Genomic DNA, 20,367 nt, shown 5'->3' on the forward strand with positions numbered 1-20,367 from the left:
AAGAATATGAGGACGTATTTAATGCTTTTATTGGATACTCGAAGAGCCAAAAAAGATGGCTCTTTTCCCATTATTTTTCGCCTTACCCACTTACGAAAAACAACTTCTATTTCAACTGGGTATTCAATACTAGAAAAATATTGGGACTCCCAAAAATGCACCATAAAAAAGACCTACACCAAAGTAGAATCCATAGCGAGATTGAATACTTTGCTCCTCAAGGAGGAGGCAAGGGCAAATGATATTATCAACAGACTTTATGATAGCGGAAAGCTCAACTATCTATCCATTACGCAAGTAAAAAACAGAATAACCCAAAACAGTACTTATGTCTCATTCTACAGATTTGGAGAGTCTTTAGCGGAAGACCTTAAAACGGCACATCGTTATGGAACTGCTAGAAATTATACAGGCATTATCTCTATTTTGAGAACTTTCACCAAAGGAAAGGATTTAAAGTTCAATGAATTGAACTATGATTTCATTAAAAAATTTGAGCGTTATCATTTGGCCAAAGGCAACGGGTATAATAGTCTTTCTACTTATTTAAGGGCCATCAAAGCCATTTATAATAAAGGGATCAAAGCAGGATTAATAGAACGGGAAGCTTATCCCTTTATGCACTATTCCATAAAGCAAGTCCCTACGGAAAAGAGAGCACTACCAATTGAGGACATTAGAAAAATAATGAATTTAAAACTTCCTAAGGATATGGTTCTCTTTCGGTACCGAAATTACTTTATTTGCTCCTTTCTGTTATATGGTATGAACTTTACGGATATGGCTTACCTTAAAGTCGCTAACATCATCAATGGTCGCATTAAGTTCAGGCGAAAGAAAACAGGTAAATTGTATGATATCAAAATTACTGGTCAGCTTTCGGAAATACTCAAAATCTATCTTGAAGGAAAATCAAATGAAGATTATATTTTTCCTGTTATCAAAAGAGAAAGTCCTGCATTACAAGAACGGGAAATCTCTTGGGAACGTCAACGCTACAATAGAGGTTTAAAAATCATTGGTGAAATGTGTGGTATTGAGCAGAAACTAACAACCTATGTTTCTCGACATAGTTTTGCAACCCAAGCCATGTTAAATGACATTCCTCTACAGGCTATATCTGCAATGCTCGGACACAGTAAATTAAATACTACTCAGATTTATTTGAAGTCCTTACCAACAAATATATTAGACAATTACAATGAACAATTAATTGCTGCAATCTAAAAACTCATGTACATTAAGTACAATGTATACCTATACACATTATGATTAGTCAATTTTTGCTTGAGTCTTTATCTTTAAATTGAATAGTAACGTATTACGGACAGACTGACAAGTCTTCTAAATCGTTCGTTTTAAGATACCAAAATGTGTTTGCTAAAGGTGCAGTTTATGGTTTGTAATGGAATCTTGTCAAGGTCATCAAATTGCCGTTTAGTCCAGATTAAAATGGGAAAATTTACAAGCTGTCGCGTACCTGAACCCCCAGGCATAATCAAAACATCAATTTCAGGAGATTATCTGTTTCGAGCATGATTCCGTTGCGGAAACTCAGTATAATTTCCATTTGAGGAGTGAACACAAAATTTTCTTTGAAGTATGAATGAAGCAAGGATTGTATGGGCTGTTGTAAAAAGTTAGAGAAGGGGCAACCAAATTAATTCTTTTTACGTCTTCTATAATTGTAACCAATCTTATACTCACTATGAGTAAACGTCTTCATTACATCGATTGGCTCAGGGTACTTGCTTTTATGACACTTATTCTGTTCCATTGTGCTGTTCCTTTTGTTGAGCATTATACTTGGGAAATTAACAATAAAGAAACTTCCCCTTGGATTACAAGAATAATCTGGTGGACACATCAGTGGAGACTGCCTTTGTTGTTTTTTGTTTCTGGTGTTGGAGTTCGATTTTCATTAAAAAGGAGGTCTGTTATAAAGTTTTTTGGTGAGCGTACATTACGTTTATTGATTCCATTAACGTTTGCAATTTTCTTTATAACACCATTCCAGGTTTATTTTGAATGGCTGCAAAACGGAACAATTACCTCGAGTTTTTCAGAATTTTACCCTCAAGTTTACAATGTTGTACCTTATCCTGAAGGAGCTTTTACATGGAGTCATATGTGGTTTGTAGCCTATTTATTTGTTTTTACAATTCTCCTACTTCCCATTTTTTCATTAGCAAAATTTAATTGGTTTAACAATTTAAAATCATTTTCTAATAAGATTTTTTGTTCTCCAATTGCCCACCTTTCCTTGGCAATTCCATTCATCCTGTATTTCTATTTGCTATATATAGATTGGCCGGAACAAGGCAGCTTAATTGATGATTGGTTTGTTTTTATTTCATCAATGACCTTTTATTTATATGGATTCATTTTCAGTTCAATTGATTCGTTTTGGGACTCTTGTCTGAAGTACAGGAAATTGTTTTTATCAATAGTACTGATTCTTGCATTTGTCTTGTTTTTTAAATATTACTGGAGTTGGGAAATAAATAAACCTAGACTCCAGAATTCCAGTTTATATTTATATGGATTATTAAATGGAATTCATATTTGGACAATTATATTAGCTTCAATTGGCTTTGCAATGAGGTACTTGAATTACTCTAGTGGCCATTTACGATATCTGAACACCGCTATTTACCCCTTTTACATTCTTCATCAAGCAGTAATTGTTGTGTCAGGATATTATGTTCTTCAATTGAAGATAAATATACCTTTGAAGCTATCGATATTAATTATAATATGTATAACCACTATATGGATATTATATCATTTTATTATTAGAAAGACCATTATTAGTATAATTCTGTTTGGGATGAAATGGAAAAAAGAAAATAATAAGTTTCAACCTATTCCATAATTATTTTTACAACATTAAGGCACTTAATTTAAGGCTTCATTGGTGACAACTAGAAAAATCAAATGAAAAGAACTTTAAGCTCAATGTCTTTGATAGTAAATGACTATGATGAGGCGATTAAATTTTATACCGAAAAACTTGATTTCCAGTTAATAGAAGACACAAAAATTTCTGAAAACAAAAGGTGGGTGCGAGTTGGTCCAAAAGACAATCAAGATTTTTGCTTGTTATTGGCTAAGGCCTCGAATGAAATTCAAAAATCATTTGTAGGAAACCAATCTGGGGGTAGGGTTTTTCTATTCTTAAGCACGGACGACTTTGAAAGAGACTATTCACAATTAAGGCAAAATGGAGTGGAGTTTGTTCGAGAATCAAAAACGGAGCCTTATGGAAAGGTTGCCGTGTTTAAAGATTTATATGGAAATTTATGGGATTTAATAGAGCCAAAAGAATAATTCAAAAAGTAGTTTGTGATACAAAAAAGATTTGCTGAAAATGCAACGGAAGTTTTAAGAAGTGACGATAATGTTATTGGACTGGCAATTGGCGGTTCTTGGTTAACCAATGAAATTGACGCTTACTCAGATTTAGATTTTACTCTAATTACAAAGACAAAAATTTCCGACGACAAGGACAAAATGATTGAGGTTGCAAAAAGATTGGGAAACTTTCTTTCTGGGTTTACAGGTGAACATGTCGGTGAGCCAAGAGTTTTAATTTGTCTTTATGACAATCCACTCCTTCATGTCGACATCAAATTTGTGACATTAAAGGAATTAAATCCTAGGGTTGAGACACCGCATATTTTGTTTGACCGTGAAAATCAAGTCAAGAAAGAACTTGAAAAATCTGATGGGAACTGGCCTTCACCAAATTATCAATGGATTGAAGACCGGTTCTGGACTTGGATTCACTATTCTCTGCTAAAAATCGGTAGGGGTGAGTATCTCGAAGCATTTGATTTTTTTGCATTTTTAAGAATGGTTGTATTAGGTCCGTTGTTACACATGAAAAATGGTAATCTACCAAGAGCGGTAAGAAAGGTAGAATTTGATATTGACAAAAATGATTTTGATGACCTAAAGTCAACTATTCCACGGTATGAAAAGAAATCTCTTCTAGAAAGTTTGCGAAATACTGTCATTCTTTATCAAAATTTGAGAAAGGACATTTTTGATCCGCAAATAGAATTACAACTTAATACTGAAAGAAAAGTCATGGAATATTTTGACAAAATTGAAAAAGAAGTATTGAAAGGTATTTAAAGTTAGAGTCTTGGAGATAGATTGTAGTGCCAGAAAATGTTCACTTTATAAAACTATTTAACGACCGAATTCCCCCATTCATTACTTGAGCGTTAAAAAGTGTTCATTGTCAATTTCTTCGAAAACGCCTTACTTCTGCTTGCCTGTTTACTCACTTCGATTGAACTACTGATCAGGTTTATAAACTCGGATAGTTTATATATCCTTTTGCACCCGGGGTGTAAAGGAGGGACATGTTGGGCTCGTTCAAACCCGCATCCCGTTTCCAACGTTCAATCAGGTCTGGATTTGCAATAAAAGGTCGTCCAAAAGCGACGAGGTCACCTTTTTCATTTTGCAAATCATTCTCGGCACTGTCTTTATCATAACCACCAGATAGAATCAATATTCCCTTAAACTTTTCCCTGATACTAATTCTGATGTCATCGGGTAGTGAAGGGGCACCCATTGAAGCATGGTTTACCAGATGAATATAGGCGAGACCCAAACCATTCAATTTTTCTGTGAGATAATCGAATGTCTCTTTTTGGTTTTCAAAGGGACCAACATCGTTCAATGCTCCGTTGGGCGAAAAGCGAATGCCCACTTTTTCCGCTCCAATGGCCGCAATGGTTTTTTCAACTATTTCTAACACAATTCTTGCCCTATTCTCGGTAGAACCTCCATATTCATCAGTTCTCTGATTCGTGTTAGGGTTAATAAATTGGTCCAATAGATATCCGTTTGCCCCATGTATTTCCACACCATCAAAACCCGCTTCGACTGCATTTTTTGAGGCAGTAACAAATTCGTTTATAGCTTGTGAAATATCCTCTGTGGTCATTTCCTTCGGTATGGGAATTTCTAGTTCTCCTTCTCCATCTACATACATTTTAGTAGTACTTGGTGCTATGGCCGATGGTGCCACAATCTCGGAACCTTCAGGTATATTCGCTGGATGGGAAACCCGTCCCGTATGCATCAGCTGCACAAAAATCTTACTATGGTTAGCGTGTACGGCAGCTGTTACTTTTTTCCATTCGGAAACTTGTTCTCTGTTGTACATACCTGGAATTCGTGGATAGCCTACACCATTTGCTGATGGTGCCGTTCCTTCAGTTATAATCAGCCCTGCACTTACCGCTCGTTCGCCGTAATAGGTGGTCATAATTTCTGTTGGAATGTGGTCTTGGGTAGCACGGCTACGTGTCATTGGTGCCATGACCACTTTATTCTTTAAGTTCAAGGGGCCATAAAAAGGACTTAAAAGCATCGAATTATCTTTCATCTTGATTCGTTTTTGATTTTTAAATTATCATAAAATGTACAGTGGGTAATTAACGCAACGTTAAATTCTCCTGCAATTGCTGGCTTGTTGAACTTTCTTGAACAAATGACCTATTGTTTTCCAATACCATCCCCCGAACAGGAGGCTCTCCTTTCTTTGAACTTGATATGATAAGTCCATAGGTGGTAATCATAATGACCACCGATACCACCATATATAGCACGGTCACTATGATTATCTTGTTCATGAACCTATATTTTAAGGTCCTTGCCCTTCGGTTCTTGAATTTTTCGAATACCCCGGTCCAAAAAGGGATAAGTACATAGACCATTAAGGGCACTAGGACCAGGGTCAAGATCAAGGTGCGCAGGAGAACGGGCAGTCCGTCCAAAACTTCCCCGAACAACATTAAAAAGATTGAGATTGCAGGGTAAATGCTTACCCAGACTATCAGTGTGTTTCTTAACTTTTTCATTAGTACCTCCTTAAATAGTTATTGAATCTGATCTTGTTTCCATTATTGTCCTTTATGTCAATGGATGTTGTATTCGTAATACCATTGCTGTACGGTCCCATGACAATAGCAATGTCCTTTTCACGAAGTCTTTCGATGGTCTTTTGCATATCGACCACCTCGATGGTCATACTGCCGCTCAATTGGTATTTGTACGATTCAAATCTCATGTCATAGTCGTTTAAGACCTCTCTACGGTCCTTACCGCCCAGAACGTCCAATCTAAAATTCCCCAATACAAGAGTTTGCAATTGTATGCCTTCCTTTGGGTCTGCCTGTTTGCCGGTTTCGCTAAAGCCGAGCACTTCTTTGTACCAAATGATGGTTTCCCTGAAATCATCTGTGGTCAACACCAAATGGTCATAGCGTTCTACTTTATAATCTTCGGTTTCTTGCTTCAGGTCCTGTGCCGATACCGTAAATCCCACGGTCAACATTCCTAAAACCGTTACTGCTAAAATGTTTGAATTTTTCATGACTTTTATTGTTAAGGGTATAACTTTATTACACTACAAATGTAGCTTTGGAGCATACCCTTTTTTTGGTAGTTTTCGAAGGATAAATGGTACATTTCAGGACATAAAAAAAGCCGCGAATGCGGCTTCTTCTTTATAATGTTTCAACTTACCTTTTTACGGGTCCTGAAACGTGCTCGTGGACGATTTTCCATCCTTCTCCCGATTTTTTCCAAACCAAAGTGGAATGGAATTCCCCCTTGACCGGGGTCCCGTCCTTTAGCTCTCCTTCGCCGGTGAAAAGCAACGTGGTCAAAGCCATACTTTTATCCACGGTAATCTCTACATCGCTGAGTCCGGTGATGGTCCAAGTATCGAAGTTCCGCATCGCAGGTACCCAGATGGCCTTATAGGATTCCCATCCCCGTATCACCGTTCTTTCAGGCGACATGAGATCAAACGCCAATAGTTCCTCGGTATGGGAATAGAGGTGTTCTATTTTTTCAATGCGATAGGGTTTTTCCTGTACGCTCCAAAGCTTGTAATCCTCGACGAGTTGGGACAGGACCTTCCTATCGTCCATTTGTTCTTTGTTTTGGCCAAAAGAAGTCATGATAGTTGCATTTATCAGTAAGATAAACAATACCCTTTTATTGTAATTTATAACTGTACTCATTTTTCACTTTTTTAATAATTCCACAAACTCTATCAAGTTTCCGTTATTGTCACTAATGATCGCCCATTTGAAGGCAACATTGTTCTTGCTATCCTCAAAAAGCCTGGGGGCAACGTCAATGGCAACACCTTTATTAATAAGTCCATCTATGAATTGGCTTAAGTTCTCTACTTTGAAGGCGATCCGTTTTACTCCCTGGACGGCCAGGTTAGAAAAGGTATTTTTCCTTGAATCGGGCAGTTCCGATGAATCCTCGCTCTTTATCAGCATCAACTCAAAGTTTCCCTTCCGCAAGAGTTGAGCAGAGAGTCCCTTATCGGGAACAACGAACTTCTTATAGGCTTCAAAATCAAGTTTGGATATATACCATTCGGCAGTATCCTCTAAGCTGGGGACGGAAATGACCAAATGTAGGGGTTCAAATGTCGTCCCCGAATTGGATTGGGAATACAAAGCAATGGTGGAGAGCAAGAGTATTGCCCCCACCATTTTTCTTAAAGTATGACTATTTGAATGTTCCATGGCGATCCATGCTTATCAATTGTTGTTCCCTTTTGGGGATTGCGCCTCACTAACCACATCGTAGATGGCATATTCAAAGGGCTTTTCGAGCATGGGTGTCGCTTTTTGGAAAAAGTTTTGGATATGTTCCGACTTCTGATGTGCATCGCTCAAAAGATACTCCCTGCTTTCCCATTCCTCGAAAATGATCAAATTTTCAGGGCTATCGGGATTCTGATACATGTTAATGCTCAGGGCATATGGTTCCTTAAGGGCCTCGACACTGGTCTGTTTTGCAACTTGCTTGAAAGCCTCTAATTCTGACGTTTTTACAGTGGCCACGATATGCAGTACCACTTTTTTTGTTGTTTCCATTTTAGTTTTCTTTTGCGGTTTGTAATAAATAATTCCAGGTTTCGGTATATGAGTGGGAATAGATCTCGATAATGTTCCCCCAAGGGTCTTCACAATACACCAGTTGTCTGTCCCCTCCGGGAAAAATGTCCCAGAGCTTGGTGCGCTGTTTTCCACCATTGGCCAAGATCCGTTTGGATACCTCTTCTGGGTTGGGGTCTGTGATTGCAAAATGGAATATTCCATTTTTCCAGTACTCCATATTGTCGTCCTTCCTTCCGGCTTCCGGGTCGTCGAAGGAGAAAAGCTCTATGCCCACACCGTTTCCGGTCTTCAAATGTGCAAACTGCCCACTGTTCAACCTGCTCCCCAAAATGTCCAGGGCCAACTGGCCAAAGTGTGAATCGTCCGCCTGCAAGGGCAAGGGTCCGATGATCAATTCAAACCCGAACACTCTTGAGTACCAATCGATGGCCTCTTCGATGTTGGATACTGTTAATCCTACGTGATTGATTGCGATTGTTGTTTTCATAATATTTGTCTTTTTAATGTTGATAAAAATTTATAGGACAAATGTATGGTCGTGACCAACCAGGTTTTTGGTAGGTTTTACAGAAGGAATGGTAGTTTTTAAAAAGCGGCTTTTAGGACGGACCGTTATGCCCGGTTTTGTGCCTGGTATTGTTTAGGGGTAAGGCCTACGGCACCTTTAAAGAATTTCGTAAAGTAGGAAGTGTCATTGAATTTAAGTGAATAGGCCGTTTGTGAGACGGACATACCAGTGGTCAGAAGCAATGACTTTGCTTCCAGGACAACCCTCTTTTTTATGATCTGTCCGGCCGTCTCACCCGTCAATTTCTTGAGGGTATTGCTCAGGTAGTTCGGATGTACGAAGAGCTTGTCCGCAAAATCGTTTACGGAGAAGATTTCCTCGGCCTTACCTGTGACAATATCATAAAAGTGCCTCTCCAGAAGTTCGTTGAACTTGATCACGATCAATGCCTCAGGTCTTTCTTCTTGACTTTCATGTTCCTTGCGGTGCAGGGCCTCCGCTTCTATAAGTATGACCTGAAGGTAATGCCAACAAAGGTTCGTTCTGTTGGTTTCAAAACAATTGAGCAGTGTTTCCATCAACTCCTGAAAGTGAAACATCTTTTCATCGTCGAGTTGAAGTTTCTGCGAAGCGTCCAAATGGTAGAACGTATAGTCGGAATAATTGTTGGGCAGCCTGCTTTGGGTGGTAAAGTCATTGGTGAAAATACAGACATAGCCCTTCCATTTCTGTTCCCGTCGGTAGTATCTCAGGTGTTTGGGGCCAAGAAAATAGAGTGACCCTTTTTTCATTTCGTAGTCCCGCAATCCGATTTTATAGTGCGCCTCACCTTTGGTCATCAACGCCATGACATAGGTATTGCTCCTGAAGATGGCCGTTTCGTTGAGTTGACTGTCGGGTGCGTCCTCAAATCGATGGATTTGAAAATAAGGGTTTTTTGGGGGTGGAAGTTTCAAACCCTTCAATAGGGTTGGGATATCCTTGAATATCGCCACTTCTTTGTTCATAGGATAAAGTTAACCATTCAATCTAAGATTGAAACATGTATTCACTGGTACTTTAAAACGGCGAGTTATTGGGACTCTTTTGGCAGAAGGAGTAGATTCCCAAGAAATGTTCGATTTAAGAAACTACTCGGCTTTCAAGTTCTTTACGGGATTGACTGTGGCAGCCTTTAACACCTGTGACCCAACTGTGACAAATGCGATGCATATAACAAAAAGGCCTCCTAAAAGGAACAATTGCCAACCAATGTTGATACGGTAGGTAAAATCTTGAAGCCAACTGTTGCCCAAATAATAAGACAGAGGACTAGCTATCAACAAGGCGATCAGCACAAGTTTCATAAAATTCCCGAGATGAAGTAAGGCAATGCTTGAAACGGATGCTCCCAGTACCCTTCGTATCCCGACCTCTTTTTTTCGTTGCTCCGTTGTATATGAGGCCAGTCCGTAGAGTCCGATACAGGCAATGAATATAGCAATGAGCGTGAAGCTCAGGGTAACCGTTGAACTCTTTTTTTCACTTTCATAATTCTTTTGGAAATCCTCGTCCAAGAATGAATATTCAAATGGGGTGCCCTTGTTCACTCCGTTCCAAACATTTTCGACCTTTGAGATTGCCTCGTCCAAACTTCCATGCCCCACGTTGGCTATGAAATAAGCGGGTTGGGCCTGACCCAATCCGATTAGGCCATACGGTGCAATGGTCTTGTGGAGGCTCTCATGATGAAAATCCTTTACCACTCCCACAATCTCATAGACTTTCCTTTGCCCGGCTTCTTCGTAATATATGGGACTCCCAACGGCACTGGACGAATCATATCCCAATTGCCTTAGGGCGGTTTCATTGAGGACAATAGCGTCCCCACGTTCAATTTCACTATCCGACAGGGTTCTTCCATGTAACAGTTCGTATCCTAAGGTTTCCACATAATCGTCACCGATCTGGGCAAGTCGTACTTCTATCTGTTCATCCTTAGTCTTTCCCTCCCCGAAGAACATTCTGGACTGTACCAATTCAAATCCGGGATAGGTGGAACCTACAGAGACGGTGGCTACATTTGGAATCCTCATGACCTCGCTCTTAAGACCGGAATAGTTCTGTGCCGTCGATGTATTTCGAAAAGGAACTACGATCTGCCGGTCCTTTTTAAAGCCCAAATCCCTATTGTTGATAAAGTCCATCTGCTGCCAGAAAAGGATGGAAACGAGGATAAGGCAGGCCGAGACACAAAACTGAAAGACCACCAATCCCTTTCTAACGGCAGTCGCCGCTGTTGTGCCGCTCCCTTTTCCCTTTAGGGCCATGACTGGCCTGAACGAAGAAAGGTACAGGGCCGGATAGCTTCCGGAGAGTAACCCCGTCACTAGTGCAAGGCCCAGAATCCAAAATAATAACTCTGGATTATCCATTAATGAAAGACTCTTCTGCGTCAGGGCATTGAACGTTGGAAGGCAGGCCAGTACAATGATGAACGAAAGCAAGAGTGAGAGCAGGCACATGAACATCGACTCCGCCAAAAATTGGAATATCAAGGAATTCTTGCTAGCCCCCGCCGCTTTTCTGACCCCTATCTCGTTGGCCCGCTTCTCGGATTTGGCGGTCGATAGGTTCATGAAATTGACACATGCGATCAGAAGTATGAAAGCAGCTATGGAACTGAATATATAGATGTAGCGCATACTACCGTTACTTGAGATTTCATGGCCAATGGAGGACTTCAGGTAGATATCCTTTACAGGTTGTAGAAAGAGACTTTTTGCCAATCCCGCTTCCCTGAAATCGTTACCGGCGTTTCGCTCCAGAAAAGCGGGTAGTTTACCTTCAAAAGCCGATGGGTCTGTCCCTTGCTCCAATTTGATATAGGTATGGAAGATGCTATTGGTGGCCCAATTGGTCTGACCCTTGACCCATTGTCCGATATCCCCGTTCTGCATGGATAAGATAAGGTTGGGATCTACATGTGATTTATTTTCGGTTTTACGGAAAACGCCTTTTACGGTATAGTCAATATTTCCGTAGGGAATCTCGACGTTTACCATCTTGTTTATCGGATTTTCATCCCCAAAAAGACGGTTGGAAATTTCCTCGGAGATAATGACCGTATTCGGGCGGTTCAGAGCATTTTCAATTGTGCCGTATTTGAAATCGTAGGTGAAAATTTCGAAGAAAGTGGAATCCGCATAATAGCCTTTGGCCTCATATATTTGAATATCCCGTTCTTCGTTTCTCAACAATAGATTGCCTGTATTGGGAAAGTTCAGGACGCGGGTTACTTCCTCGATTTCGGGAAAATCGTTTTTCAGTCCGCTTGCCATTACACCGGGGGTTCCTGCCCATTTTTCGCTTTCCGTATCCAAGGCTACCCGATACAATCGGTCGGCCCCATCATGGTGCTTGTCATAGCTCAATTCATCGGTAATGTAGAGCACCAGAAGAAAACATGTGGAAAGGCCTATGGAAAGACCGAAGATGTTGACAAATGAGAATACTTTATTTTTCAGAAGGTTTCTCCAGGCAATTTTAAAATGATTGATGAGCATTTGGCTATTTTTTGATGATGAATTAATGACGAGCAACAAGGCTCATTCGTTACACCCGCCTATAATATCAAAAAGTGCACTAATTTTATGCCATGTATTCAATTGACTGATATTCAATTCAATAAGGCCCAAAGGTACACTGTGGCCAATCAAAAGTGTAAATATAATTGACAACTAATGTCCAACTTATTTACACAAGTCGGTTCAAAAAACTATCCAATGACACTTTAGGAAGCTGTTTCAAAAATCGGCCCTTTTATTGGATTCAGCAGAAGGGTTGATTACAATTATTAACCCAGTCCCATTTCTGGTCTTTTTTAGTAGTATCGTAAATTCACCTTTTTTGGGACATTATACGTACGTGTTAGCTAACTGAAATTTAAAGCACCCCAAATCTTACCAAGACTTACCTGCGCCGGAACCTTTTTGATTTTTGTAGTGTTCGGGAAGATAAGCGTAATTCAAAAATCAAATAGGGCGCCTTTACTTATGCTCCTTTGGAATGGGGCTTTCCATTGAACTAATCCTTTATTTTATTGAAAACTGTAGTGTTTCGCTGTTTCAATTGAGATTCTTTTAAAAGGATTGCTTTTCCTTAGTTAAAAACAGGGCATTTTTTATCCCTATTCGTCTTTGCTACTACTTTGAAGTTCGGTGGCAATTCAAGATGTGTCATTGTCATGACAATCTTGCTTTTTCTCCCGATGGTCGCAAAAGGGAAAAAGAAAATGAAAAGGGAACAAATCCAGTTCAGGTGCAGTATCTATGAGAAGAAGATGCTCAAGCTAAAGGCCAAAAGGGCCGGGCTCTCACTTTCCGAATATTGCCGTGGTTCCGCCCTTGGCCATAGCATCATCGAACGCCTGACCCCAGAACAATTGGAATACTATTCAATGCTGGTCAAGTACAAGAACAACTTTAAACGGATAAGCAATATGTTCAAGAAAAGAAATCCTAAGCTTGCCAGGGAAGTTGGGGAACTGGCAAATGAGATAAGGAACCACCTTTACAACTTCAATAGATGATCGGGAAGGGAAAATCCATATCACATACCAGGGCTTCCATCTCCTATGGATGGAACCAGGAGAAGGATGCGAAAATCATCCATAGCCAACATTTGGCCGGGGAGAACCCTAAAGAGATTACGGAAGAATTTAGAATCGTCCAATCACAGAACCCAAGGACCAAGAAGAACACACTGAGCTTTGTGCTGAGCCCTAGTATCGAGGATGGAAAGCGATTGTCAAAACAAGAACTAAGTGAACTTACCAAAAAGTTCATTAAGGCCATGGGGTTAAAAGAAAGGCAGGCCATTGCATTTGTGCATAGGGATAAGGAACATACCCATATCCATTTATATGCCAATAGGATTGGATTTGATGGAAAAGCATACAAGGACAGCTTTATAGGAAAGAGGAGCCAGCAAAGGGCCCATGAGGTGGCAAGGGAAATGGGACTGACCACTGCAAGGGATGTCCAACACCAAAGACTTGACAAAGTCAAGCAGGTAAGAAACGAGATAAAGCGGGTACATGAAGAAGTGATGCGATCGGAAAGACCGAAAAGCCTTGATGCCTATATCAAGTTAATGGAAGAAAATGGCATCAAAGTAATTCCTAACATCAACAGACAAGAGAAACTTCAGGGCTTTCGGTTTGAGTACAAGGGACAGAACCTTAAAGGTAGCGAGGTACACCGTTCGATGTCGGGAGGAAGGATAATCGCCCAAATCTCGGAGAGTGCGAACAGGGTAATGAACAAATCAAAAGTGCCGACCTTAAAACTAGCTGGAAAAACAATCGAACTGAGTACCAATATCGCAACTGCCTTGGCAAAGCGGTTTGCGAAGAAAGCCATTAAAAGAGCCATTGACCTGGGCATCGGAATTTAAAAACAGGGAACAATGAAAAAATTGGATGACATTATGGAACTATTGACGGACGAAATCAACGGGTTCCAGAATTCAATCAAAAAGCTGGAAGCCCTATCCAAAGGGTTTAATCAGATAAAAGTGGATACTTCAAAGTTTGAATATCATCTTAAAGAACACCTTAGGCACCAGGAAAGGATTCAGTCACAGAATAAAAGAACATTGAATGATATCGATAAAAAGCTGAAGCGGGCCAAGCTTATCCCTAAATGGTTATTGGTGCTCTTTTTATCTGTGTCAATTATACTGAGTATGACCATTGGATATTTGAGTTTCCAAGTGGTCCAATTGAACAAAAAGGAAAAAGCTGTCTCAATGAAAGAAAAAGTGGAACTTCTGAATCAACAGTAGGTTGCGCCCTGTTCCGATTTTACTTAACGCTTATCTCCCGGAACGCTATAAAATCAGAACAGGATCCACGCGCAAAGTTTAGGGGTAAGATTTAGGACTTTGTAAAGTGCTTAATACCCTCAGTTTTCCTTCCTTTTAGTATTATTTGCTTTAAAAAGTGTTAAATTTTTCACTTTTATCGGCTGTTTGCAAATTGTTTGCAAATAAAAAAGTCTCAGAAGTTATAAACCTCTGAGACTCTATGAATACTGGTGATCGCGATAGGATTCGAACCTATGACCGTCTGCTTAGAAGGCAGATGCTCTATCCAGCTGAGCTACGCGACCAATATGTAATCAAAAAGCCGAATCAGGCGATTCGGCTTTGTCGGGGTGGCAGGATTCGAACCTGCGACCTCCTGCTCCCAAAGCAGGCGCGATAACCGGGCTACGCTACACCCCGTGGTTTTTGAGATTTTGCGGAGAGACTGGGACTCGAACCCAGGCGACGGTTACCCGTCGACAGATTAGCAATCTGCTCCGTTACCACTCCGGCACCTCTCCTCACATTTCATGAACATACATCCTAAAAATGCGGATGCAAATGTACCTTTTCATTCGTAACATCGCAACTATTTTTTGCTTTTTTTGATTGGCAATTATTCTGGATACTCTACCCTAAGATGATAAATATTGGTGAGCTTTTGCTTTAACACCTTTTTGACCACCTCAATCTCCTTCAAAGTGATATTTGCATTCACAAATTGGTCAGCCTGCATCTGACCTTTTACAATCTTTTCCACAAAATCATCAATAACTTGATACGTTGGGTTTTTTAAGCTTTTGGATGCAGCCTCAACGGCATCCGCCATCATCAAGATTGCGGTTTCCTTGGAGAAAGGAGTCGGGCCTGGATATTTAAAATCTTGAGGGTCGGTATCTGGCTCGTTTTCCTGTTGCTTACGCAGAAAGTAAAAGACAGTAGTTGTACCATGATGTGTACGTAAAAAATCAATAACACGGTCAGGAAGGTTGTTTTTTCTGGCAATTTCAATTCCTTCTATAACATGATCAATGATAATTTTGGCACTTTCCTTTGGTGGGAGGTCATCATGTGGATTTATGTTGGTTGTCTGGTTCTCGGTAAAATAGGCCGGATTATTCATCTTACCAATATCATGATACAAAGCACCGACTCGGGTCAACATGGAATTAGCCTTAATTTCATTTGCTGCAGCTTCGGCCAAGTTGGCTACCTGTAACGAATGGTGAAATGTTCCCGGCGCTTTGTTGGACAGTTCCTTCAAAAGCTTTGAATTGGTGTCTGACAATTCCAGTAAGGAAACGTCAGAGACAAGCCCAAATATCTTTTCGTAAATATAAATCAAAGGTTGTGCAAAGAGAGTTAAGAGACCATTCAGAACAAAAATACCAAACAAGGTCCATTCAATACCTTCTAGATTACCTTCATGAATTATATGAAAAGCGAAATAACCGATAATGTAAATCAACGTTATCTGACCTACCGAAATAAAGAGGTTGGCCCTTCGGTAAAGCTCAGAACCGGTTAAAATAGTCACAATGCCAGCTATGATTTGCAGGAACATGTATTCAAAACTATTGGGAACAACAAAACCCAATATCAACACCGTTAGGACATGTACGAAGAGCCCTAATCTAGCATCAAAAAAGTTTTTAAGAATAAGTGGAAGAATACACAAGGGAACCACATAAACGTAATTCTCTTGATTCTTGACCATTAAAGTTGTTGCCAAAACCATTAGTAGAATATTGACAAAAATAAAGGTGAGTTTATTGTTGTTCTTGAATACCTCACTACGGTATTGTTTAATAAACAGAAACAACATCATCAATACCAAGGCAACCAGTATAGCGTATCCTAAAAGGATATACAAGAAGTTGTCTCCTCTCCAAAGTTCGGATTCATATTCTTGTTTCAATGAGTTAAGGACCTTTAGGTTCTCATCTTCTACAACTTCCCCTTTTGCTATAATTAGACGACCTTCGGAAACCTCACCACGAGTGAATGAGATTTGAGACATTTCTTCTTCCAACGCTTTTTCAGTGAGCGATTTATTGAAGAAAACATTGGGTTCCAGGACACGGCCAATAAGTGTAGCAAGTGGTATGTTACGCGTATTGGAACCACGCACAATTTGCTGTATTTTTTGACGGGCATCCGAAAGATTTGTCAGATTGGAGGCACTTACCGTTATAGCCTCGTTATTTTTGATGATAAAAACTGCATCGGCCATCGGCATATCTTGTAGTATCCCGTATTTGTAAATACTATCAATGGTAGAATCGGCCAAATTCCGGATTCGTTGTTCAAAACGGTTGCCTTCACTTTGTTGTCTAAAAATTGTGGTCAATTCCTGTTCGACACTCGCTTTTACCTCTTTGGGAACTACAGCATCATAAGAGTAATAATCTGTTTTGTTCTCACGAATAAAACGTTGTTCCTCAGCAATTTCCTCGTCCGTTTTTTTTATAGAAAAATCTATGGGAGCATATAGATTTTCATATTGCCAAGGCTTACCTTTTTGGAATTCATACTTGAACTTTCCTTCCCGTGGAAAGAAAAAGACTATTAGTGCGACAGAAACTGCATAGAGAACATACTTGTAAGCTAGTGATTGATATTTGTAAGCGTTATCCAAAGTCTTTCCCATGCGCAGGTGGTAAGTTTCAAAAATAGAAAATATAAATAAAAGCCGAGGGTGCAGGGTTTATCCCTTGCATTTAAATTTAGTATTTTGCAGCCATAAATAAAGAGGTATGAATAAAGTTGTAATTGTGTCCGCCGTACGAACTCCAATAGGAAGTTTTATGGGGAGCTTATCCACTGTTCCAGCCCCAAAATTAGGGGCCGTTGCAATAAAAGGAGCGTTGGAGAAAATAAGTTTGGACCCAAAAAATGTTGAAGAGGTTTTGATGGGCAATGTGGTTCAAGCAGGAACTGGACAGGCGCCTGCCAGACAAGCTGCAATTTTCGCAGGAATTCCCAACACGGTTCCATGTACCACCGTCAACAAAGTCTGTGCCTCCGGAATGAAAGCCATCATGCAGGGAGCGCAATCAATCGCTCTTGGCGAAAACGCCATTGTCGTTGCCGGCGGTATGGAAAACATGAGTTTAATTCCTCATTACACGTATATGAGAGGTGGTATGAAGTTTGGATCAGCCACTATGGTCGATGGAATGCAGAAAGATGGTCTTGTTGATGTATACGATCAAAATGCTATGGGTGTTTGCGCAGATGCTTGTGCCACAGAATATGAATTCAGTAGAGAGGATCAAGATGCCTTCGCGATACAATCCTATAAGCGATCTGCAGATGCTTGGAGTTCTGGAAAGTTTGAAGACGAAGTTATTCCGGTAGAAGTACCTCAACGTAGAGGAGAACCCATAATGGTATCCGAAGATGAGGAGTATAAGAATGTCAAACTTGAAAAGATTCCGAACCTTAGACCGGCCTTTTCAAAAGATGGTACCGTTACCGCTGCAAATGCTTCCACCATCAATGATGGTGCAGCAGCTGTTGTATTGATGAGTGAAGAAAAGGCAAATGAATTGGGTATAAAACCCTTGGCCTATATCAAAGGATATGCAGATGCAGCCCATGAGCCTAAGTGGTTCACCACTGCTCCTGCAAAAGCATTACCGAAGGCATTGCATAGAGCTGGTGTCTCTATGGAAGAAATTGACTTTTTTGAGTTCAACGAAGCTTTCTCGGTGGTTGGTTTGGCCAACATGAAGATTTTAGGACTTGAAGATTCCAATGTAAACGTAAATGGTGGTGCTGTTTCTTTGGGGCATCCTCTGGGCTGCTCTGGGGCAAGGATTACCATCACGTTATTAAATGTCCTAAAACAAAATAACGGAAAACTAGGAGCCGCAGCTATTTGCAACGGAGGTGGAGGGGCTTCGGCCATTGTCCTAGAAAGCGTCTAATTTCTCGCAAGCCATATTCATGCTATACGGAATTTGTCCGCAAAGTATTGTTGCCTTAAGATTTACTCCTGACGACGGTAGTGAGATGGTTTCTCAATTGCTCTATGGTGAACATTTTAAAATACTGGAAGCCCGAAAAAAATGGTCGAGGATACGTCTAGCTCATGACAACTGTGAGGGATGGGTGACCAATCTGCAAATCCTTCAAATTCCTGAACATGAGTATCTGAAAATTGACAAGGAAGGGACTATAAATTATGCCACAGACATTATATCCCATGTTTGTTCTGAAGGAAAAAGCATACTCCAGCCCATTGTACTAGGTTCTGTTTTAGGAAATTCCGAATCTCTCAAATCAGACTTCGAGGGTGAATTGGCTTCAGGAGCTAGAGATAAATCGTGCCTAATTGACACGGCCCTACTTTATTTGAAAGCACCTTACCTGAAAGGAGGAAAAACCCCTTTTGGAATAGACTGCTCTGGATTCACCCAAATGGTGTATCGTATAAATGGACATCAGCTTTTTAGGGATGCGGAGCAACAATCTAAACAAGGAGATGCTTTAAGCTTTATTGAAGAAAGTGAACCTGGTGACCTTGCATTTTTTGATAACAGTGAAGGGATAATAGACCATGTAGGGATTATTCTTAAAGATAACTACATCATTCACGTTTATGGAGAGGTGCGAATAGACCGTTTGGACCACACTGGCATTTTCAATACGGACAAAAAGCTATATTCCCATCAACTTAGGGTCATAAAGAAAATCATATAATAAAAAAACCCCAACAAGTTGGGGCTTTTTTCAATAGAAAATAAAATTTCTTACTCTCCTAAGAGTTCTTTGATTCTTTTAAAGTTTTCAGTGTCCCCCAAAGCACCGTAAATATTCTTTAACTGGCTCAACACACTTTGGTTGTCCGGATTTGTTTTAAGCGCATCCTCCAAAACTTTTGCCCCTTCCGTAAAAAGGTCGTCTTTCTTTTGCTTTAACTCATCATATCTTGCAATATCGGCTCTAGAATTACCTAAACTGTTCATCTCATCAATCAATCCGTTTCCTTCGTTTACATAAGTCGTAGAAAGATTCAAAAGTGCATTAATATAACCTGGATCAATAGCCAAGGTTTTCCTATATGCCTCCCTAGCATCTTCTAAATTACCCTGCTCCATATTGATTACACCAATATTATACAACAAATCGGCATTGTCGGGGGCCATTTCAGAGGCTTGCCCCATCAACTCCTTAAATTTATCTTTATCGCCCATGGCATAGTGTAAATTAGCTTCACCCAAAACTAAGTTGACATCATCAGGTTCAACGGCTCGAGCTTCAGAATAAGCAGCCAATGCTTTTTCATTGTCTCCCAATTGTTGGTATATCAAAGCGATATTCTTTACTATTTCAGGCTTTTTGGATGGAGTTTTCTCATCTTTTGGGTCCTTGTGGGTATTGGCCTTTACATAAAGATTACGGGTGTTCTCATCCATCTCCTCGACTTCCCCCGTTTCAATGTTAACAGCGGTATACTTTACTCCACTGCCATCATAACCAACAGTTTTTAGTTCATTGTAGTACTCCAAAGCTTTTTCGTAATTCTGGCCGCTAACCGCACTACTGGCAGCATAATATAGGTAGAGCGTATCTTTAGGGCTCAACTTGTATCCCAAGTACAGCTTTTCCGCTGCTTCGGCGAATTTTTTATTGTTATTATCTTCCACGGCAGCATTGACCAAATCAGCAGTCATTGTGGACATTTGCTGAGTAGCAACGGTAGTATACTTTTTCTTACCGCTTGCTTCTTCAACAGAAATAACTTTTCTGTAGGAGTCGATTGCAGTTTGAAACGCAGATGCATCGCCCTTCTTGGCCATGTCATAATACACATTACCCTTAACGGCATAATACTGTGCCTGCAGTCTAGGATCGGCAGATTCTATTAAAGAGGATGCTCCCTCCAAGGCCGTTTTAGCAGCTGCAGCGTCTCCACCTTTCAACGCCTTTTCAGCCGCCTTGATTTCATTCTTTTGAGAAAAACCAAAAGCAGAAAAACCTATAGCAATTAGCAATAAAACTTTAGTCTTCATTTTTGTAAAATATAAATTAGTGTTTATTCATTATTGTTTC

Annotated in this window: 20 protein-coding genes and 3 tRNA genes; 9 read left to right on the forward strand and 14 right to left on the reverse strand. The window is 40.1% G+C overall.

Annotated features, from left to right (window positions below; genetic code table 11):
* The first annotated feature begins 6 nt into the window (after positions 1-6).
* The 4 genes from CLV81_RS18495 (at position 7) to CLV81_RS18510 (ending at position 4,140) form a co-directional block, all read left to right on the forward strand.
* The gene (locus tag CLV81_RS18495) at positions 7-1,227 is read left to right on the forward strand and encodes a site-specific integrase (RefSeq protein ID WP_106147156.1); all 1,221 of its coding nucleotides are present in this window, start codon (positions 7-9) and stop codon (positions 1,225-1,227) included.
* Between the two features lie 481 nt (positions 1,228-1,708).
* The gene (locus tag CLV81_RS18500; protein WP_106147158.1) at positions 1,709-2,875 is read left to right on the forward strand and encodes an acyltransferase family protein; all 1,167 of its coding nucleotides are present in this window, start codon (positions 1,709-1,711) and stop codon (positions 2,873-2,875) included.
* Between the two features lie 62 nt (positions 2,876-2,937).
* A complete protein-coding gene (locus CLV81_RS18505; RefSeq protein WP_106147160.1) occupies positions 2,938-3,330 on the forward strand; it encodes a VOC family protein in 393 nt (130 codons plus the stop codon).
* A gap of 15 nt (positions 3,331-3,345) precedes the next feature.
* On the forward strand, positions 3,346-4,140 hold the full coding sequence (locus tag CLV81_RS18510; protein ID WP_106147162.1) for a hypothetical protein: 795 nt from the start codon (positions 3,346-3,348) through the stop codon (positions 4,138-4,140).
* Between the two features lie 178 nt (positions 4,141-4,318).
* On the opposite strand, the gene CLV81_RS18515 is transcribed toward CLV81_RS18510, so the two are convergent.
* The 9 genes from CLV81_RS18515 to CLV81_RS18555 all read right to left on the reverse strand — a co-directional run bounded on the left by CLV81_RS18515 (position 4,319) and on the right by CLV81_RS18555 (position 12,005).
* Positions 4,319-5,407, reverse strand: a complete 1,089-nt coding sequence (locus CLV81_RS18515) for an alkene reductase (protein ID WP_106147164.1) — start codon at positions 5,405-5,407, stop codon at positions 4,319-4,321.
* Between the two features lie 49 nt (positions 5,408-5,456).
* Positions 5,457-5,882 carry a putative antibiotic biosynthesis monooxygenase gene (locus CLV81_RS18520; RefSeq protein WP_106147166.1) on the reverse strand — a complete coding sequence of 142 codons (426 nt, stop codon included), beginning with the start codon at positions 5,880-5,882 and terminating at the stop codon, positions 5,457-5,459.
* A complete protein-coding gene (locus CLV81_RS18525; protein ID WP_106147168.1) occupies positions 5,882-6,397 on the reverse strand; it encodes a VOC family protein in 516 nt (171 codons plus the stop codon). The genes CLV81_RS18520 and CLV81_RS18525 overlap by 1 nt, the downstream gene beginning before the upstream one ends.
* A gap of 148 nt (positions 6,398-6,545) precedes the next feature.
* Positions 6,546-7,052, reverse strand: coding sequence for a YybH family protein (locus CLV81_RS18530; protein ID WP_106147170.1), 507 nt, complete (start codon positions 7,050-7,052; stop codon positions 6,546-6,548).
* A 3-nt stretch (positions 7,053-7,055) separates the two neighbouring features.
* The gene (locus CLV81_RS18535) at positions 7,056-7,574 is read right to left on the reverse strand and encodes a VOC family protein (RefSeq protein ID WP_106147172.1); all 519 of its coding nucleotides are present in this window, start codon (positions 7,572-7,574) and stop codon (positions 7,056-7,058) included.
* Between the two features lie 15 nt (positions 7,575-7,589).
* Complete coding sequence (locus tag CLV81_RS18540) at positions 7,590-7,928, reverse strand: putative quinol monooxygenase (protein WP_158259157.1); 339 nt, start codon at positions 7,926-7,928, stop codon at positions 7,590-7,592.
* A gap of 1 nt (position 7,929) precedes the next feature.
* The gene (locus tag CLV81_RS18545; RefSeq protein ID WP_106147176.1) at positions 7,930-8,439 is read right to left on the reverse strand and encodes a VOC family protein; all 510 of its coding nucleotides are present in this window, start codon (positions 8,437-8,439) and stop codon (positions 7,930-7,932) included.
* Between the two features lie 125 nt (positions 8,440-8,564).
* Positions 8,565-9,467: a helix-turn-helix domain-containing protein gene (locus tag CLV81_RS18550; RefSeq protein ID WP_106147178.1), complete on the reverse strand. Its 903-nt coding sequence runs from the start codon at positions 9,465-9,467 to the stop codon at positions 8,565-8,567.
* Positions 9,468-9,590: 123 nt separating this feature from the next.
* Positions 9,591-12,005 (reverse strand): ABC transporter permease, encoded by a 2,415-nt coding sequence (locus CLV81_RS18555; protein WP_106147179.1) that lies wholly within the window; start codon positions 12,003-12,005, stop codon positions 9,591-9,593.
* 728 nt (positions 12,006-12,733) lie between these two features.
* Between CLV81_RS18555 and mbpA the strand changes: the two genes are divergently transcribed.
* The 3 genes from mbpA to CLV81_RS18570 are packed head-to-tail and all read left to right on the forward strand — an operon-like array spanning position 12,734 to position 14,286.
* Complete coding sequence (gene mbpA / locus CLV81_RS18560; RefSeq protein WP_106147719.1) at positions 12,734-13,030, forward strand: mobilization protein MbpA; 297 nt, start codon at positions 12,734-12,736, stop codon at positions 13,028-13,030.
* Positions 13,027-13,896 carry a relaxase/mobilization nuclease domain-containing protein gene (locus CLV81_RS18565; RefSeq protein WP_106147181.1) on the forward strand — a complete coding sequence of 290 codons (870 nt, stop codon included), beginning with the start codon at positions 13,027-13,029 and terminating at the stop codon, positions 13,894-13,896. Before mbpA ends, CLV81_RS18565 begins: the two co-directional genes overlap by 4 nt.
* Positions 13,897-13,908: 12 nt before the next feature.
* On the forward strand, positions 13,909-14,286 hold the full coding sequence (locus CLV81_RS18570) for a DUF6730 family protein (RefSeq protein ID WP_106147183.1): 378 nt from the start codon (positions 13,909-13,911) through the stop codon (positions 14,284-14,286).
* A 249-nt stretch (positions 14,287-14,535) separates the two neighbouring features.
* Here the strand turns inward: CLV81_RS18570 and CLV81_RS18575 are convergent.
* The 4 genes from CLV81_RS18575 to CLV81_RS18590 form a co-directional block, all read right to left on the reverse strand.
* Positions 14,536-14,612: transfer RNA gene (locus CLV81_RS18575), tRNA-Arg, on the reverse strand.
* A 40-nt stretch (positions 14,613-14,652) separates the two neighbouring features.
* Positions 14,653-14,727, reverse strand: a tRNA-Pro gene (locus CLV81_RS18580).
* Positions 14,728-14,744: 17 nt separating this feature from the next.
* Positions 14,745-14,828: transfer RNA gene (locus CLV81_RS18585), tRNA-Ser, on the reverse strand.
* 95 nt (positions 14,829-14,923) lie between these two features.
* Positions 14,924-16,957, reverse strand: a complete 2,034-nt coding sequence (locus CLV81_RS18590) for an HD family phosphohydrolase (RefSeq protein WP_106147185.1) — start codon at positions 16,955-16,957, stop codon at positions 14,924-14,926.
* A gap of 106 nt (positions 16,958-17,063) precedes the next feature.
* Between CLV81_RS18590 and CLV81_RS18595 the strand changes: the two genes are divergently transcribed.
* Together CLV81_RS18595 and CLV81_RS18600 are read left to right on the forward strand one after the other, a co-directional pair.
* The gene (locus CLV81_RS18595; protein ID WP_106147187.1) at positions 17,064-18,239 is read left to right on the forward strand and encodes an acetyl-CoA C-acyltransferase; all 1,176 of its coding nucleotides are present in this window, start codon (positions 17,064-17,066) and stop codon (positions 18,237-18,239) included.
* Between the two features lie 19 nt (positions 18,240-18,258).
* A complete protein-coding gene (locus tag CLV81_RS18600) occupies positions 18,259-19,014 on the forward strand; it encodes a C40 family peptidase (RefSeq protein WP_106147189.1) in 756 nt (251 codons plus the stop codon).
* A 50-nt stretch (positions 19,015-19,064) separates the two neighbouring features.
* On the opposite strand, the gene CLV81_RS18605 is transcribed toward CLV81_RS18600, so the two are convergent.
* Entirely contained in the window at positions 19,065-20,327 is a 1,263-nt protein-coding gene (locus CLV81_RS18605; RefSeq protein WP_106147191.1) for a tetratricopeptide repeat protein, read from the reverse strand.
* Positions 20,328-20,367: the final 40 nt, after the last annotated feature.

Origin of the sequence: Flagellimonas meridianipacifica (assembly GCF_003001695.1) — a bacterium.
Classification (GTDB): Bacteria; Bacteroidota; Bacteroidia; order Flavobacteriales; family Flavobacteriaceae; genus Flagellimonas; species Flagellimonas meridianipacifica.

What these genes read in the sequence shown, in the direction of transcription:
- CLV81_RS18525 (WP_106147168.1), bottom strand. Translation starts at nt 6,397, where the DNA reads ATGAAAAATTCAAACATTTTAGCAGTAACGGTTTTAGGAATGTTGACC.
- CLV81_RS18605 (WP_106147191.1), bottom strand. Translation starts at nt 20,327, where the DNA reads ATGAAGACTAAAGTTTTATTGCTAATTGCTATAGGTTTTTCTGCTTTT.
- CLV81_RS18570 (WP_106147183.1), top strand. Translation starts at nt 13,909, where the DNA reads ATGAAAAAATTGGATGACATTATGGAACTATTGACGGACGAAATCAAC.
- CLV81_RS18550 (WP_106147178.1), bottom strand. Translation starts at nt 9,467, where the DNA reads ATGAACAAAGAAGTGGCGATATTCAAGGATATCCCAACCCTATTGAAG.
- CLV81_RS18555 (WP_106147179.1), bottom strand. Translation starts at nt 12,005, where the DNA reads ATGCTCATCAATCATTTTAAAATTGCCTGGAGAAACCTTCTGAAAAAT.
- CLV81_RS18565 (WP_106147181.1), top strand. Translation starts at nt 13,027, where the DNA reads ATGATCGGGAAGGGAAAATCCATATCACATACCAGGGCTTCCATCTCC.
- CLV81_RS18545 (WP_106147176.1), bottom strand. Translation starts at nt 8,439, where the DNA reads ATGAAAACAACAATCGCAATCAATCACGTAGGATTAACAGTATCCAAC.
- CLV81_RS18600 (WP_106147189.1), top strand. Translation starts at nt 18,259, where the DNA reads ATGCTATACGGAATTTGTCCGCAAAGTATTGTTGCCTTAAGATTTACT.
- CLV81_RS18505 (WP_106147160.1), top strand. Translation starts at nt 2,938, where the DNA reads ATGAAAAGAACTTTAAGCTCAATGTCTTTGATAGTAAATGACTATGAT.
- CLV81_RS18495 (WP_106147156.1), top strand. Translation starts at nt 7, where the DNA reads ATGAGGACGTATTTAATGCTTTTATTGGATACTCGAAGAGCCAAAAAA.
- CLV81_RS18540 (WP_158259157.1), bottom strand. Translation starts at nt 7,928, where the DNA reads ATGGAAACAACAAAAAAAGTGGTACTGCATATCGTGGCCACTGTAAAA.
- CLV81_RS18515 (WP_106147164.1), bottom strand. Translation starts at nt 5,407, where the DNA reads ATGAAAGATAATTCGATGCTTTTAAGTCCTTTTTATGGCCCCTTGAAC.
- CLV81_RS18535 (WP_106147172.1), bottom strand. Translation starts at nt 7,574, where the DNA reads ATGGAACATTCAAATAGTCATACTTTAAGAAAAATGGTGGGGGCAATA.
- CLV81_RS18530 (WP_106147170.1), bottom strand. Translation starts at nt 7,052, where the DNA reads ATGAGTACAGTTATAAATTACAATAAAAGGGTATTGTTTATCTTACTG.
- CLV81_RS18590 (WP_106147185.1), bottom strand. Translation starts at nt 16,957, where the DNA reads ATGGGAAAGACTTTGGATAACGCTTACAAATATCAATCACTAGCTTAC.
- CLV81_RS18500 (WP_106147158.1), top strand. Translation starts at nt 1,709, where the DNA reads ATGAGTAAACGTCTTCATTACATCGATTGGCTCAGGGTACTTGCTTTT.
- mbpA (WP_106147719.1), top strand. Translation starts at nt 12,734, where the DNA reads ATGAAAAGGGAACAAATCCAGTTCAGGTGCAGTATCTATGAGAAGAAG.
- CLV81_RS18520 (WP_106147166.1), bottom strand. Translation starts at nt 5,882, where the DNA reads ATGAAAAAGTTAAGAAACACACTGATAGTCTGGGTAAGCATTTACCCT.
- CLV81_RS18595 (WP_106147187.1), top strand. Translation starts at nt 17,064, where the DNA reads ATGAATAAAGTTGTAATTGTGTCCGCCGTACGAACTCCAATAGGAAGT.